This is a genomic window from Marinobacter aromaticivorans (genome assembly GCF_002806975.1).
Classification (GTDB): Bacteria; Pseudomonadota; Gammaproteobacteria; order Pseudomonadales; family Oleiphilaceae; genus Marinobacter; species Marinobacter aromaticivorans.
In genome coordinates, this window is the sequence record NZ_NIHD01000006.1 from 169,280 (window position 1) to 184,407 (window position 15,128).

The window sequence follows — 15,128 nt, forward strand, 5'->3', positions numbered from 1 at the left end:
TTTTTGTTGCGCCATTATAAACTGTCACACTGTTCCAGCAATCCGCCTTCGGGTTCGGGTATCTCTATATGACCATCACCCCGTTTGCAGAGCTTGCCTGCCCGCTAGACGGTTCTGCATTGCATAACAAGGGTACCAGCTGGCAGTGCAGCAGCGGCCACAGTTTTGACATAGCCCGCCAGGGTTATGTTCATCTGTTGCCTGTCCAGCACAAGCGCTCAAAGCACCCAGGTGACAACAAAGACATGGTTTCCGCGCGCCGGAGATTTCTCAACGCCGGGTTTTATCAGCCCATCGCCGATGCCCTGGTCAGTGCGGTTTTTCCTGAAAATGTCAGCGAGACCTGCATTAGTTGCCTGGATGCCGGGTGCGGGGAGGGGTATTACCTGCGTTATCTCGCCAATAATGCACCCTCAACCGTGCATCTGACCCTGATGGGCCTGGATATATCCAAATGGGCTGTGGTGTCTGCGGCAAAACAGGACAAAATCCCGGCCTGGGTTGTCGGCAGTAATGCCAATTTGCCTGTATTGCCGGGTACACTGGATCGCATAATGTGCCTGTTCGGCTTTCCGGTGTATCCCGAGTTCGCACGGGTACTTCGTTCCGGAGGTGAAATCGTTCAGGTGGATGCAGGCCCGGATCATCTCAGAGAACTGAGGGAGATAATTTATCCTGAACTGAAAGAACCCCCGCCATCGATAGCTGCTGCGCCCGAGGGTTTCACAAGCATGGGCACATCCCTTGTTCGCTACAGCCTGAGTATTCCCGACAAAAGCGCTATTGCCGACATGCTGGCCATGACTCCACACATGTACCGGGCAGGGGCAGAAGGTCTCGCCCGGGCGGCAGAGCTTGAATCACTCGCCGTGACGGTCCAGGCTGTTATAAGGCGACTCAGAAAGGACTGATAGCCACTGCGGCTTACGGATCCTTGTCCGGTTGTTTTGCGCCGTTACCTTTTTGCAGGATGACCCGTTTTTCTGCTTTTGTGATGAACAGGGAGTCCGCAAGAATGTGCACGGCTTTACTGGTTGTGCGCACCGCGTGGTAAACTTTTTTGCTGGCGTTATCATGAGTTTTCCGCGCTTTATGGGCGTTTTTCCGGAACTCGTCATCCTTTGAAAAGCGGTCAACCAGGCTGAAAGTGGTATTGCTGATGGCTCTGTGCATTTTTTCCACCGCACTGGCGCTACCGGATACCGTATCTTCCAGAAGCTTCGCCCGGTTGCGAACCTCGTAAAGCTCCATGCGGCGTTTCTGAACAGTGCTGTTGGCCAGGATACGATAGGCATTCAGCTTACGCATGAGGTGTCTGGAGCGCTGTAGCTGCCTGGACCCATAGCAAAGGGCAGCCGATGCAATGATCAGCATAAGCAATGTGGAGGCCGTCTGAATAGTCACAGTGCGATACCCCTAGCGATACTCAATAGCCAGCTCCACATCAATGCCACGCTCTTCCATTTCTTCTTCAAGTTCTTTCATTACCTCCTGATAAACCATTTTGCGCACCATCATGGGGAGTTTGTCAGCCAGAAGGCGGGCAGAACGGGATTCACGCTTTGCCACGGAAATCGGGTTGAGTACTTTCAGCGTAAGGATCAGCTCGGGCTGTTTCTCCAGATTGAATAAAGGATCGCTGTGGCTGCTCTCGTTTACCATGCGGGTAACAATTTTGCGCTGCTCAATAACTTGCCAGCAAAGCACACCACTGAAAAAGGCGAGAAGTAAGCTGAGTATCAGGAGGAAAGTGACCAATTCGTGTCTCCGGGCATTCGTCTGATCGATATGCAACAGTGTGCCCTATACACAGGATTGTGCGATTGGCCGTAACGACGTTACACCGGCGGTCAGTATGAAGTTAGAACGCAGCCTCAAAACTGGTAAGATCCGTGTATTACGATTCCCGGTAAACATTCGGCAAACTCCCGGTAATACCCATAAAAGGACAGTCAATGACCAAATCAACAGACACCACCTACGACCTGGTTGTGTTCGGCGCCACCAGTTTTGTTGGCCAGATACTTACTCAATATCTGTTTGCTTCGTATGGCGTTTCCGGCGAGGTCAAGTGGGCCGTTGCCGGGCGTTCGGAATCCAGGCTCAATACGCTCAAGTCCCGGTTGGGAGCGGGCGCCGGGGATTTGCCGGTTATTCTTGCAGATGCCACCGACGATCAGTCTCTCAAGACCCTGTGTGAACAAACCCGCGTGGTTATCTCTACGGTGGGGCCTTACGCTCTGTACGGCGAACCCCTGGTGAAGGCTTGTGTCGAGACAGGCACCGATTATTGCGACCTGACCGGCGAGGTACAGTGGATCCGTCGCATGCTTGAACGCTATGAAGACCAGGCAAAGGCGTCCGGCGCACGAATTGTGCATTGCTGCGGGTTTGATTCCATCCCCTCGGATATGGGCGTGTGGTTCCTGCAACAGCAGGCAGAAAAAACTTTCGGCGAGCCCTGCCAGGATGTACGCATGCGGGTTAAAGTAGCGAAAGGCGGTCTTTCAGGCGGCACGGTTGCTTCCATGATCAACATAGCCAAGGAAGCCGCTGCCGATCCCAAGCTGCGCAAGGAACTGGCCAACCCTTTCTCCATCTCCCCACCGGAGCATCGCTCAAAGGTTCGCCAGCCCAGCCTGAAAGGTGCCCAGTTCGATAAAACATTCAACGTGTGGCTGGCACCGTTTGTGATGGCGGCAATCAATACCCGCGTAATACACCGTTCCAACGCCCTGCAAGATGCCCGTTACGGTATGGAATTCACTTACGATGAAGCCATGATGACGGGTACCGGCGCCAAGGGCCGCCTTACGGCTTATGGTATTACAGCGGCGCTGGCAGGCTTTCTGACCGCTTCTGCCATCAAGCCCACCCGCTGGCTGGTAGAAAAGTTTGTACCCCAGCCTGGTGAGGGCCCCAGCCCGGAAGATCAGAAAGCCGGATTTTACGACCTGCGCTTTGTGGGGCGAACCCGGGACGGTAAAACCATGATCACCAAAGTGACCGGCGATGCGGACCCGGGCTATGGCTCTACCAGTAAAATGCTGGGGGAAGCCGGCATGTGCCTGGCATTCGATGTTCCCGCCGATCAGCCGGGCGGTTTCTGGACGCCGGCATCGCTACTCAACGGCAAGCTGCTGGAGCGCCTCACCAGCAAAGCCGGCCTGACCTTCGAGGTGGTTGAAACCCGCTAAACGTGCGGGTTCAAACCCCCAACTGAATCACACGGTCGGTGCCCGGAAGGGCATCCGGCCCGTGTGCCAGGCTAATCACCGTTTTGCCTTCGAGCCAGGGATCCATTTGCCGGGTTATTTTTTCTCGTGTGGCTGTATCCACCCCGGTAAACGGCTCATCCAGTATCAGCAAAGAGGCAGGGCTCATTAGTACCCTGGCAAGGGCGACACGGCGCGCCTCGCCACCGGAAAGCCGGCTTCCGGAACTCCCCAGCCATGTATCAAGCTGATCCTCTTCTGTGCGAAACCGTTCCGCCAGATCCACCAACTCCAGTACGCGCCAGAGCCGTGCATCGCTTGCATCCGGGTCGCCCAGCAGCAGGTTTGCCCGCAAGGTATCTTCAAATAACACGGTTTTCTGTGTCAGATATGCACACGGAAGGCTTGCGCAGGCACCGTTTGATGGAATCAGAAGCCCGGAAAAAACATCCGCAAGGGAGGATTTTCCGCTCCCGGAATGCCCGAGAATACCTAGACGTTCGCCTGTTTTTACCTGCAGATCAAAGTGTGTAAAAAGCGGCGCATGCTCCGGATACTTGATCTTCATATCTTTCGCGATCAGAGCGGTGTCTGCGGGCAGGGAAATGTCCCCTGACGCCACCGGCCACTCTGCATTCCTGCAATCACGGTTCAGGCGTGCAGCCGACGCCTGTGTGGCTCCCAGCTTTCCGAAGGCCTCGGGCAGCATGCTGTAGACTTCCGCAAGGCCGAGCAACGCGATGGGCAACAGAACCAGTACAGGCCCGGAAATTGCACCAGAGCGGAACAACTCAAAGCCGGCCCAGAGCGCAAAAACCGCAGACAGGTTGATCAGCAAATTGGAACCGGCCAGATGCCAGCCAGTGCGGGAGTCAGCCTTTACCTGCTCGGACACGGCCTGGTGTGCCTGGCGCATAAGCCATGCGCCATGCTTGCCGGTGCGACCTGCTGCCGTGAGCTCAGCAAAGCCTTCCAGATGCTCAACAACGGCCATTCGGAGAGCTTCCTGCTGATCACTCTGGCGTGAGGCAATTTTTACCGTTCGCACATAAACCGCGAGGGTCGCAAGCACAAAAGCCACGCCGAGCATCAAAACAACGCCGGTGGCAATACGGATATCAAATAATACCGCTGCCAGAGCAAACAGAACCAGCGTAACGAACGCTGCCAGGCTTGCTGGCGCAATCAGGCGCAAGTACAGGGTGTCCAGCGCATCAACATCACTGGTCAGCCTGGATAACCACTGGGCTCCGGTCAGCTCGCGCCTCTGGCCCCGACCGGCGGCGGCAAGCCTGTGAAACAGGTCTACGCGAATATCCGTAAGCAATCTCAGTACCGTATCGTGGTTATACAACCGCTCCACATAGCGGGAAACCGTACGGGATACGGCAAAAAACCGGATACCTCCACCGGGCACATACAGGTTGATGGTGGCGGGCACGCTGGCTGCCAGAAGAATGCCCACCAGCGCGGTTTCAGTAATAAACCAGCCGGAGAGCGCCAGCAAACCAAGCCCGGAGAGCAGGGCAGCCAGCATCAGCAAGGCGCCAATGAAAAGCCTGCCGGAACGCCCGAAGATGAGTTTCAGCCAGGGTTTCAGCTCAGACATCCCTAACCTCCCCGCCAGAAACCAGCAGTACCCGATTGGCGAGTGCCAGAAGCGCTTGGTGATGGGTGGAAAAAATCAGTGTCTTGCCAGCCAGGGCAAGTTTGTGGAGCGCCTCCAGCACGTGGATTTCACTGTCGCTGTCGAGGCCGGCTGTTGGCTCATCCAGGAGAATCACGTCGTAATCCGCCACAAAAATCCGGGCCAGGCTCAGGCGCCGGGCCTGGCCGCCGGATAATCCCTGGCCGTCTTCGGACAGCTTGCTGAAAATGCCGTCTTCCCGGCTGTCCAGCAAAGCGCCAAGGCCAACGTTTCGCAGCGCTGCTTCGATAGCCACGTCAGACGCATCGGGGCTGGTGAGCCGAAGATTGTCCGCCCAGGTGCCATGCACGAGGAATCCGCTCTGGCCAAGCCAGCCAAAGGCAAAGCTGCCTGCCGGCCTGCCAAACAGGTGAATATCACCGCTGTCAGGAGCCAGAAACCCCGCAAGAAGATTCAGGAGTGTGGATTTTCCGCCTCCAGAAGGCCCGGTCAGCGCAATTACGTCCCCTTTGCCAATAGCCAGTGATACGCTGTTCAGAACCTTGTGATCCGGGCGAAAAGCCAGGGATACAGAGGTCAGTTCAATCGCGTCGAGGCAGGCAGCGGGTTTGAAGGTTAAAGGCTCCACCTCCGCATCTTCGGCCCCGGTGTTTGCAGGAGCAGCCTCCTGGCCCGCACTGCCTAAACGGGCCAGGATTTCAGCACCGGCACCCAGTGCCGCAGCCCGATCGTGGTAATGCTGGGACAGTGTTCGCAAAGGCTGAAAAAACTCCGGCGCAAGTAGCAGAATCAAAAGCCCGGAGAAAAGTGTTAAATCCGGGGATGGCCCGTAGGCTATATAGCCCAGAAGACCAAAACCGATGTAGATAGCAATAACGGCGATGGCAACTGACGCGAAGAACTCCAGAACCGCCGATGAGAGAAACGCAACCCGCAGGGTTTTCAGGGTAATTCTGCGGTAGTGATCAGAGCGCTGCTGAATCACCTCGGTAGCGCTTGCGGTTTGCCCGAACAGTTGCAGGGTGGTCAAACCTCGCACCTTGTCCAGGAACTGACCCGATAACCGGCTGATGGTCTCGAAATGCTGCTGGTTAAGCTTTTCCGCGCCCATACCCACAAGTGCCATGAAAAGCGGGATCAGAGGGGCTGACAGCAACAGAAAGATCCCGGCCAGCCAGTCGAGGTAAAACACAAGCGCCAGAATCAGTACAGGAACCACCAGTGAGAGTGCCATCTGCGGAAGAAAGCGGGCGAAGTAACCGTGCAGGGCATCAACGTGATCAATCCACTCCCGGGCCAGGCTGCCCGCAGAAATTTGCCCCAGTGCCAAGGGGCCAAGGTTACGCCAGTGCTGATGAATTTGCCGCCGGGCAGTGCGGCGCACCTGTTCGCTGCAGCGGGCCGCAAGTTGTGTCTGTACACCCTGGGCCACAGCCCGGGCGACAATAGCCAGAACAAGGCCGGTAAACAACGGCGCCAGCTCAGAAGCTGGCGCTTTTTCAATAATACCCAGGTGAACAATTCGTGCCAGAAAGACCATCTGTATAATGGTCGCGACGCCGGCCAGGGTACCCGCGGCAACCGTACCCTGAATCCAGTGCCGGTTGTCACGTGTAAGCCCTGAAAGCCAGCGCCTGACTGCGCGCTGGTCAAGAGCTGGCCTGGTCACTTAGTGGTAACCCTCCCCGGCACGCACCTTGCCCCGGAATACCCAGTAGGTCCAGGCGGTGTACGCCAGCACAATAGGAATAACAATCAACAAGCCTATCAGAAGGAACAGCTGTGAGTCGTACGCCGAGGCAGCGTCCCACAGGGTGTAGTTGGGCGGCACCAAGTATGGCCAGCGGCTGACAATCAGGCCCAGATAGGCGGTTATAAACAGCCCCATGGTAGCCACAAAGGGCATGCCCTCAAACCGGTTGCGCACAGTCCGGAAGATCTGGAACGCACACAATAACGTCAGTGCCGGCAAAACCCAGATAATACTCAGGTTGCTGAACCAGCGTTCACGGACCATATCATCAATAAACGGCGTCCATACGCTGATGATGCCGAATACCACAAGAACCGCGGCCAACAGGGGCAGGGTGATTTTATAGGCCCACTCCTGTAACCGGCCTTCGGTTTTCATAATGAGCCAGGTTGAGCCAAGCAGTGCATACCCTGCAAGCAAACCGAGACCAGTGAGCACGGTGAACGGAGTAAGCCAATCCAGAGCACCGCCTGTGAAAACGCCATTGGCCGTTTCATAACCCTCTATGTAAGTACCTACGACCACCCCCTGGGCGAATGCAGCCACCGTGGAACCTCCGGCAAATGCCCAGTTCCAGAGATAGCGGGAGCCGCGCGCCTTGAAGCGGAACTCGAAGGCAATACCACGGAAAATAAGGCCAGCCAGCATGAGGAACACACCAATATACAGGGCCGGCAGCAAAATGCTGTAAACCAGCGGGAATGCCCCCAACAGCCCGGCGCCGCCAAGTACCAGCCAGGTTTCGTTGCCGTCCCATACCGGCGCTACCGAGTTCATCATGATGTCGCGATCCTGTTCCGAGGGAGCGAAGGGGAAGAGTATTCCCACACCCAGATCGAAGCCGTCCATCAACACATACATGATGACGCCAAAACCGATGATAAATGCCCAGACCAATGCTAGATCAAGCAGTTCCATAATCAGTGCCCTCCCTGTTTGGTCGGCTGTTCATTGGAATCATGGAGTTCAAACGACGTGTGCGCTGCAGACATGGGCCGTTTCGGGCGTTCAGACTGAATGTCTGGCTCGTGCTGAGCGCTTTCCATGCCCTCATACAGTACCCGCATGAGGTAATACACGCCCGCAGAGAACACTAGCGAGTAAACCACCACGTAACCAATGAGCGTAAACAGTGCCATTCCGCCGGTGAGGGATGGGGTAACCGACTCGGCCTGGGTCATCATTCCGTATACCAGCCATGGTGCACGGCCAAATTCCGTTACGAACCAGCCCGTGAGCACTGCAATAAACGGGGCAACGCTCATGAAGCGCAAGGTCTGCAGAAACCAGCCAGTGCGCCAGTAGCGGTCGCCGGAGCGCAGAACGAGGCCTGTAATAGCGACCAGAATCATCAATAGCCCCAGCCCGACCATAATGCGGAACGACCAGAATACAATGCCAACGGGAGGTTGCTCTTCTACCGCAACTTCCTTGAGACCGGGAATCTCTCCATCCCACTGGTGAGTCAGGATCAGGCTGGCCAGCCCTGGTACACCGATTTCAAAAAGATTGGTCTGGTTTTCCTGGTCGGGAATGGCAAAGAGCAGTAGCGGCACGTTGCGGGAGGTTTCCCAGTTCCCCTCCATTGCGGCAACCTTTGTTGGCTGGTGCTCCAGCGTGTTGAGCCCGTGGAAATCACCAACTACCAACTGGGTAGGCGCGAGAATAAGCAGCAGCCAGAGACACATGGACAGGGCCTTGCGGTTGGCTTCCACTTCACGGCCTTTGAGCAGGTACCAGGCACTGACACCGGCCACTACAAAGCCGCCAGTAAGGAACGAGGCAATCACTTTATGGGCAAAACGGAACTGGAATGACGGGTTGAAGATGGCCTCGGTCCAGGATGTTACATAGAAAATGCCATCCCGCAACTCGGTGCCGGCAGGGGTCTGCATCCAGCTGTTGGCAGAGAGGATCCAGAATGACGATATGAAGGTACCGGTGGCGACCATGATTGCGGCAAACAGATGAACACCGGGCGGTACCCGGTCTCGCCCGAACAGCAGAACACCAAGAAAGGCCGCTTCAAGGAAGAAGGCCGTAATAACTTCGTAACTCAGCATGGGCCCGAGGAAGTTGGCAGAGGCCTGGGAAAAGTTACTCCAGTTGGTACCGAACTGAAACGACATCACAATGCCGGATACCACGCCCATCCCGAAAACAACTGCAAACACGGTGGTCCAGAACGAAGACAGCTTCATCCATACCGGATTTTTAGTTTTGAACGCAAGTCCTTCCAGTACGGCAATGTAGGAGGCAAGGCCGATGGTGAACACCGGAAAAATGGCGTGAAATGACACGACAAACGCGAACTGGATTCGCGATAGGATTAGGGGATCAAGTTCCATTGGAACCCTCCGGTACGTTAACTTAATAACAAACGAGCACAGCATACCCGCCCAGCCGCTGCCAAAGCATTAGTTGTTATATTGTTATTACCGGCAGATGGGGCTCATGCTACCGGATAAGGTAGCGAAACTGATAGGGCGTATTGTCGCACCCATTGATTTATAACAATTATGGTGAAAAGCATGAGCTTTTACGAAGAACGCATCCTGCCACACATCATAGACCGTGCCTGCTCCATGGGCCAGGTTATGAAGTTGCGAAGCCAACTGGTGCCGCGCGCCAGAGGCCGCGTGCTCGAAGTGGGCATGGGCTCGGGTATCAACCTTGAGTTCTACAACCCGGAAAATGTCAAGGTGATCTACGGACTGGAGCCTTCGGAAGGCATGCGCCGCAAAGCGCTGCCAAACCTGAAACGCTCGCCCATTCACGTAGAATGGCTGGGCTTGCCGGGGGAAAAAATCCCCCTGGACGACAACAGTGTGGATACCGTTCTCCTCACCTTCACACTCTGCACCATTCCGGACTGGAACACAGCGCTGGAGCAGATGAAACGGGTACTGAAACCCGGAGGCAAACTGCTTTTTCTGGAACACGGGGAATCGCCTCACGAGAGGACCCGTAAATGGCAGCATCGTGTGACTCCCGGATGGAAAAAACTCGCTGGCGGCTGCCACCTGAATCGCCATATCGCCGACCTGATCCGCCATGTGGGTTTTGAGCTGGAGGAACTGGAAAACCTCTACATTCCAAACGCACCGAAAATTGCCGGCTATATTTACAAAGGAGTCGCACGCAAGCCAAGTTAAGCACGGCAGGAATCCCGCTTGTGCCCGTCGAGTGTGTTGCCTGGAGTTGCGTCCGAAAAACCCTGAAAAATTTATGGGCATTCCACCTGCACATCTCACAGGGTAGACTCGTTCAGTATGGAAGCAACAACATACATAAACGGAGAAAGGGTATGAGGTTGAAAAGTCAATTCATAACGGCCCTGACAATACTGCTTATAAGCATTACTTCTGCCCACGGAATTGAAGGAGATGCCAAAGCCGGGGAACAAACCGCCTCCCTCTGTGTCGCCTGTCACCAGGCAGATGGCTCAGGAATGAACATCCCGGGAGGAGAATCATGGCCAAGGTTAGCGGGGCTTGATGCCCGTTATCTCTACAAACAACTGGTGGACGTTCAGGCAGGAACGCGGACAAGCCCGACCATGATGCCCTTTGTCAATATGCTGGATGAACAGCAGATGAAAAATGTCTCCCTGTATTACAGCCAGTTGGAACCGACTCAAGCGGCTGGCGGCGAGGATGCTACCGACAGGCAGTTAGCGCTGGGGGAAAAGCTCGCCACCGAAGGCGACTGGGATCGCTACATTGTTCCATGCAGCAGCTGTCATGGCCCGGGCAACCTGGGAGCTGGCGAACATTTCCCGGCTATTGCCGGCCAACATGCCGGTTACATTGCTGCCCAGTTGCGCGCCTGGCAAAGCGGCAAACGGGATAACGATCCACAGCATCTGATGTTGGCGATTGCCGAACGCATGAATGATGAAGACATCAACGCGGTTGCAAAATGGCTCTCGCTCCAGCCTGCCAAACCAGCCAGATAAGGGAGATGACCTGATGGACAGCTTGCTCAAAAAGCGCACACTTTCATTGGCGGTTTTAGCCGGTATTTTCAGCCTGGGGCTTCATGCGGAAACAACCGGGAAGAGAGTTCCCACCAATATTCCGCAACCCGAAAAAGGCCAGTATGTTCATGTGCCGCCAACCATGGACGATCTCGAAAAAAGTAGCATGCACCCTGAGCTGAAGCGTGTAATCAGGCGCGGGCGGGACCTGTTCGTTAATACCCAGCAGTTACGCGGCAAGAATGTTTTTAACGATATGAACTGCAACAGTTGCCACATGGGGGAGGGGCGTTTGCCTTTTTCTGCACCCGTTTGGCCAGCGGCAGTCGTTTTGCCGAATTATCGCCCCAAGAACGACCATGTAAACAACCTGGAGGAACGCATCGCGGGTTGTTTCTCGTATTCGATGAACGGAACACCGCCAGAGTATGGCAGTGACAATATGGTCGCTCTTGCCACTTACCACCAATGGTTGGCGAAAGGCGTGCCCGTGTATCAAAGTGGTAAAACCATGTACGGCCGTGGTTACCCGAAACTGCCGGAACCCGCCGAAGGCATGAGTTATGAGCGCGGCAAGCAGGTTTACCAGGAAAACTGCAGTATCTGCCACGCTGAGGACGGCAGCGGTCTGCGCCAGAATGGCGAGGTCGTTTTCCCCCCGGTGTGGGGCGACGCATCCTACAACTGGGGCGCCGGAATTACCCGCAATTTCACCCTGTCTTCTTTCGTGAAGCACAACATGCCCTTGGGCCAGCCTAACAGCCTGACTGACCAACAGTCCTGGGACGTTGCGTACTACATCAACAGCCACGAACGACCGCAGGACCCCCGCTATACCGGCGATGTGAAAGAAACGCGGAAAAAATACCTCGAGACTTTCCACAAACACACCAATTATGGCCTGGAAGTGAATGGCAAATTGCTGGGGGACCACGAAAACCTTGGCGGTGAAAAGGACTTCCTGAAGCCAGACGTGCTCAGGGCGCGAACCTACACCGCGGACTAACCGAAAACGCCGCAGGTGAGGAGCCTGCGGCGTTTTGAATTGCGTTATCGCCCATAGCCTTATACAATTCCGCCCCTCAAAACCTCCCCGAAGGCTCCGGTGGTGGAATTGGTAGACACAAGAGACTTAAAATCTCTCGACCTTCGGGTCGTGCCGGTTCGATTCCGGCCCGGAGCACCATTAAAGATTTATTCCGAAATCAAGGCTCATCCTGCTCCGGTAACGGCTGAATACTGTTTATATCGCCAGTCGGCGTTGCCGGCTCATCGATCATGATCACGTAAATTCCCCCCGCGATAATGGCAATCGCAACAATCGCTTTGATCAGATTGGAGTTAAGCATTGGTTTCTCCCACTTCCGGGTTAGCGGCCTATATAAATAAACCTATGGGCACCGCATGGTAATAACAACCTGTTGGCCTTAATTCTACAAAGGTCGCTTCGACAGCGTGAACGGCATGTCCGATACTGATTACTCCCCGATCGCCCTGATTCTGAAACCGGAGGTACTAATTCATGAGTAATCTGCTGGCACGCGATACCGATACTCACGGTATCACCACCCTCACGCTGAATCAGCCTGAACGACGCAACAGCCTCTCCATGGCAATGCTGGATGCACTCTCCGAAGCGCTTACGGATATTGCAGCGGATGACGTAACGCGCGTGGTTGTTATTGCGGCTGCCGGGACGGTATTTTGCGCCGGCCATGATCTTCGGGAAATCCGGGATCAGCTTGATAGCCATGAATTTCAACTGGCCTTGTTCAACCGCTGCAGTGAAGTCATGCAGCAGGTGGTGAATCTGCCCAAACCGGTGATTGCCAGAGTGGCAGGCGTGGCAACGGCTGCGGGCTGCCAGTTGGTGGCCAGTTGTGATCTTGCCGTGGCGGCAGATTCTGCAAGGTTTGCAACGCCGGGCGTAAATATCGGGCTTTTCTGTTCAACGCCCATGGTCGCGCTTTCCCGCAACCTGTCCCGCAAGCATGCCATGGAGATGCTGCTTACCGGTGAGATGATCAGCGCCGTTCGTGCCGAACAGTTGGGGCTGGTCAACCGGATTGTTGATGAGTCTCTGCTCGATGAAACGGTGCATGCCATGGCCCGGACAATCGCGGAAAAATCCGGGCATACGCTGAAGATAGGCAAGGGTGCTTTTTACAAACAGCTGGAAATGCCACTTGCCGAGGCCTACGACTATACCGCGAAGGTTATGGCAGAGAACCTGCGGGCAGACGATGCACGGGAGGGTATCTGTGCATTTCTGGATAAACGCAAGCCGGAGTGGAAAGATCGTTAACGGCGGCTGCAACCCTGTGGAGCGAGTTGCAGGCGGTCTCCTGTGCCAATTTGGTTCGCCTCGAAAAATCCGGCATTCATCTCTACAGCAGACATGAATGCCACCCCGGCAGGGTAGCTGGGGCAATTCGAGCCATTGGATGAGGCGCAGGGTTCCATCTGCCGGATATTGCCGATCACGCCCTGCCTATCCAGATACGCAATATCCAGCGGGATGAGGGTCTGGTACATCCAGAAGCCGTGGTCCGGGCTCTGCGGGTTCTGATACTGGAACAGCATGCCTGAGGCCGGGGCAAGAGATGTCCGCCCCATCAGGCCTTTGCGGCGCTCATGGGGCGCTTTTGCAACCTCCAGGCTAACCTCGACGGTGCCCGAACCGGTGATGAAGCAGGCTGCAACAACCGGCAAGGGGTCTGAAGGTTCAACAGCGTCAGAACCGGCAGAGCACCCTGCCATCATCAAGGCCGCAATACAAAGCGGAACGCCGCGAATATTCATCACGAACGCAGCCGGTAACCGGTTTTGAATATCCACCAGATTCCCGCCATACACGCCAGCAGGAATACAAAAGTCATGCCCACGCTGATGCCCACATGCACATCGGAGACGCCATAAAATGCCCAGCGAAACCCGCTGATCAGGTACACCACCGGGTTGAACAGGCTGATGGTCTGCCAGATATCCGGGAGCATATCGATGGAGTAAAAAGTACCACCGAGAAACGTGAGCGGAGTGACAATCATCATGGGAACTATCTGGAGCTTCTCGAAGCCGTCCGCCCAGATACCGATAATAAAGCCGAAAAGGCTGAAGGTAATCGCGGTAAGCACAAGAAACGAGAGCATCCAGAACGGGTGCAGAACGCTGTAATCCACGAACAGCCGTGCGGTTGCAAGAATGATCAACCCGAGTATGACGGATTTGGTGGCAGCCGCCCCCACATAACCCAGAACCACTTCAACGTAAGACACGGGCGCCGATAACACCTCATAAATCGTGCCTGAAAACTTGGGCATGTAGATGCCGAACGAAGCGTTGGAGATGCTTTGCATCAACAGCGAAAGCATCACCAGCCCGGGAATGATGTATGCGCCGTATTCAATATTATCGATATTGCCCATGCGCGAGCCAATGGCTGAGCCGAACACCACAAAATACAGGCAGGTAGAGATCACCGGGGAGAGCACACTTTGCATCAGGGTGCGCCCCATGCGGGACATTTCAAAATTGTAGATGGCTTTAACACCGTAAAAATTCATTCCTTTCTCCAGTTAGCCAGCGGGCTCAGTCATGCACCAGGCCGACAAAAATCTCTTCCAGGGAACTTTCCCGGGTGCGCAGGTCTCGGTAATCAATGCCGATATCTCCGAGTGTTCGCAGCAGCCGCGCAACGCCGGCCTGTTCCTGCTGGGAATCGAAGGTATAGATCAGTTCGTAGCCATCTTCGGAGAGCTCAACCGGTTCAAGGGTGAGTTCGCCGGGAATCCTGTCCAGTTTGTTTTGTAACTGCAGGCGGAGTTCTTTCTTGCCCAGTTTGCTCATCAACTGGCTTTTTTCTTCAACCAGAATGATCTCACCCTGTCGAATAACCCCGATCCGGTCTGCCATTTCCTCGGCTTCTTCGATGTAGTGGGTGGTCAGGATGATGGTTACGCCATCTTCCCGGAGCTTACGCACCATCTCCCACATGTCCCGGCGCAGTTCTACGTCTACGCCCGCTGTCGGTTCGTCCAGAAACAGTATCCGTGGCTCGTGAGACAACGCCTTGGCAATCATCAGCCGGCGTTTCATGCCGCCGGAGAGGGTCATAATACGATTGTTGCGCTTGTCCCACAGGGACAATTCCCTCAGTACTTTTTCAATGTGTGCGGGGTTGGGCGCCTTGCCAAACAGGCCGCGACTGAACGAAACCGCCTTCCAGACGGTTTCAAACGAATCCGTATTGAGTTCCTGCGGCACAAGCCCGATGGTTTCACGGGCCTTGCGGTATTCCTTGATGATGTCATAGCCGCCGGCTTTGACTTCACCGGAGGACAAGTTGGTAATCCCGCAAATGATGCTGATCATGGTGGTTTTGCCCGCCCCGTTGGGGCCGAGCAGGGCAAAAATCTCGCCCCGGTTGATTTCCAGATTGATGTTTTTCAGGGCCTGGAAACCACCTTCGTAAACCTTGTTGAGGTTCTTAACGGAAATATCCGGCTGCACGGGCGTATCCTGTTGCTAAAAGTG

At 55.2% G+C, this 15,128-nt stretch carries 16 protein-coding genes and 1 tRNA gene; 7 read left to right on the forward strand and 10 right to left on the reverse strand.

Annotation, left to right across the window (positions count from 1 at the left end):
- Positions 1–68 precede the first annotated feature (68 nt).
- Entirely contained in the window at positions 69–911 is an 843-nt protein-coding gene (locus tag CDH48_RS10790) for a putative RNA methyltransferase (RefSeq protein ID WP_100688742.1), read from the forward strand.
- Between the two features lie 13 nt (positions 912–924).
- Here the strand turns inward: CDH48_RS10790 and CDH48_RS10795 are convergent, their stop codons facing one another.
- Positions 925–1,308 carry a hypothetical protein gene (locus tag CDH48_RS10795; RefSeq protein ID WP_227521050.1) on the reverse strand — a complete coding sequence of 128 codons (384 nt, stop codon included), beginning with the start codon at positions 1,306–1,308 and terminating at the stop codon, positions 925–927.
- Positions 1,309–1,416: 108 nt separating this feature from the next.
- Positions 1,417–1,758, reverse strand: a complete 342-nt coding sequence (locus CDH48_RS10800; RefSeq protein ID WP_100688743.1) for a hypothetical protein — start codon at positions 1,756–1,758, stop codon at positions 1,417–1,419.
- A 197-nt stretch (positions 1,759–1,955) separates the two neighbouring features.
- Between CDH48_RS10800 and CDH48_RS10805 the strand changes: the two genes are divergently transcribed.
- Positions 1,956–3,197, forward strand: coding sequence for a saccharopine dehydrogenase family protein (locus tag CDH48_RS10805; protein WP_100688744.1), 1,242 nt, complete (start codon positions 1,956–1,958; stop codon positions 3,195–3,197).
- 10 nt (positions 3,198–3,207) lie between these two features.
- On the opposite strand, the gene cydC is transcribed toward CDH48_RS10805, so the two are convergent.
- Genes cydC through CDH48_RS10825 form a run of 4 tightly spaced genes read right to left on the reverse strand, consistent with a single transcriptional unit; the run spans position 3,208 to position 8,964 of the window.
- Entirely contained in the window at positions 3,208–4,824 is a 1,617-nt protein-coding gene (cydC, locus tag CDH48_RS10810; RefSeq protein WP_100688745.1) for a thiol reductant ABC exporter subunit CydC, read from the reverse strand.
- Positions 4,817–6,532: a thiol reductant ABC exporter subunit CydD gene (gene cydD / locus CDH48_RS10815; protein WP_100688746.1), complete on the reverse strand. Its 1,716-nt coding sequence runs from the start codon at positions 6,530–6,532 to the stop codon at positions 4,817–4,819. The genes cydC and cydD overlap by 8 nt, the downstream gene beginning before the upstream one ends.
- Positions 6,533–7,534: a cytochrome d ubiquinol oxidase subunit II gene (cydB, locus tag CDH48_RS10820; RefSeq protein ID WP_100688747.1), complete on the reverse strand. Its 1,002-nt coding sequence runs from the start codon at positions 7,532–7,534 to the stop codon at positions 6,533–6,535. It lies immediately after the preceding gene.
- A gap of 2 nt (positions 7,535–7,536) precedes the next feature.
- Positions 7,537–8,964 (reverse strand): cytochrome ubiquinol oxidase subunit I, encoded by a 1,428-nt coding sequence (locus tag CDH48_RS10825; RefSeq protein ID WP_100688748.1) that lies wholly within the window; start codon positions 8,962–8,964, stop codon positions 7,537–7,539.
- A 183-nt stretch (positions 8,965–9,147) separates the two neighbouring features.
- Between CDH48_RS10825 and CDH48_RS10830 the strand changes: the two genes are divergently transcribed.
- The 4 genes from CDH48_RS10830 to CDH48_RS10845 all read left to right on the forward strand — a co-directional run bounded on the left by CDH48_RS10830 (position 9,148) and on the right by CDH48_RS10845 (position 11,781).
- Positions 9,148–9,771, forward strand: a complete 624-nt coding sequence (locus tag CDH48_RS10830) for a class I SAM-dependent methyltransferase (protein ID WP_100688749.1) — start codon at positions 9,148–9,150, stop codon at positions 9,769–9,771.
- Positions 9,772–9,923: 152 nt separating this feature from the next.
- The gene (locus CDH48_RS10835) at positions 9,924–10,574 is read left to right on the forward strand and encodes a c-type cytochrome (RefSeq protein ID WP_100688750.1); all 651 of its coding nucleotides are present in this window, start codon (positions 9,924–9,926) and stop codon (positions 10,572–10,574) included.
- Positions 10,575–10,587: 13 nt separating this feature from the next.
- Complete coding sequence (locus tag CDH48_RS10840; protein ID WP_100688751.1) at positions 10,588–11,601, forward strand: c-type cytochrome; 1,014 nt, start codon at positions 10,588–10,590, stop codon at positions 11,599–11,601.
- 93 nt (positions 11,602–11,694) lie between these two features.
- Positions 11,695–11,781: transfer RNA gene (locus CDH48_RS10845), tRNA-Leu, on the forward strand.
- Positions 11,782–11,800: 19 nt separating this feature from the next.
- Here the strand turns inward: CDH48_RS10845 and CDH48_RS19195 are convergent.
- Positions 11,801–11,944, reverse strand: a complete 144-nt coding sequence (locus CDH48_RS19195; protein ID WP_188437744.1) for a hypothetical protein — start codon at positions 11,942–11,944, stop codon at positions 11,801–11,803.
- Positions 11,945–12,117: 173 nt separating this feature from the next.
- On the opposite strand from CDH48_RS19195, the gene CDH48_RS10850 reads away from it, so the two are divergent.
- Positions 12,118–12,900 (forward strand): enoyl-CoA hydratase, encoded by a 783-nt coding sequence (locus tag CDH48_RS10850; protein ID WP_100688752.1) that lies wholly within the window; start codon positions 12,118–12,120, stop codon positions 12,898–12,900.
- On the opposite strand, the gene CDH48_RS10855 is transcribed toward CDH48_RS10850, so the two are convergent.
- The 3 genes from CDH48_RS10855 to CDH48_RS10865 are packed head-to-tail and all read right to left on the reverse strand — an operon-like array spanning position 12,897 to position 15,104.
- Positions 12,897–13,397 carry a DUF192 domain-containing protein gene (locus CDH48_RS10855; RefSeq protein WP_227521058.1) on the reverse strand — a complete coding sequence of 167 codons (501 nt, stop codon included), beginning with the start codon at positions 13,395–13,397 and terminating at the stop codon, positions 12,897–12,899. The two genes, CDH48_RS10850 and CDH48_RS10855, sit on opposite strands and share 4 nt — an antisense overlap.
- Entirely contained in the window at positions 13,397–14,158 is a 762-nt protein-coding gene (locus tag CDH48_RS10860; protein ID WP_100688753.1) for an ABC transporter permease, read from the reverse strand. The genes CDH48_RS10855 and CDH48_RS10860 overlap by 1 nt, the downstream gene beginning before the upstream one ends.
- A gap of 25 nt (positions 14,159–14,183) precedes the next feature.
- Positions 14,184–15,104, reverse strand: a complete 921-nt coding sequence (locus CDH48_RS10865) for an ABC transporter ATP-binding protein (protein WP_100688754.1) — start codon at positions 15,102–15,104, stop codon at positions 14,184–14,186.
- Positions 15,105–15,128: the final 24 nt, after the last annotated feature.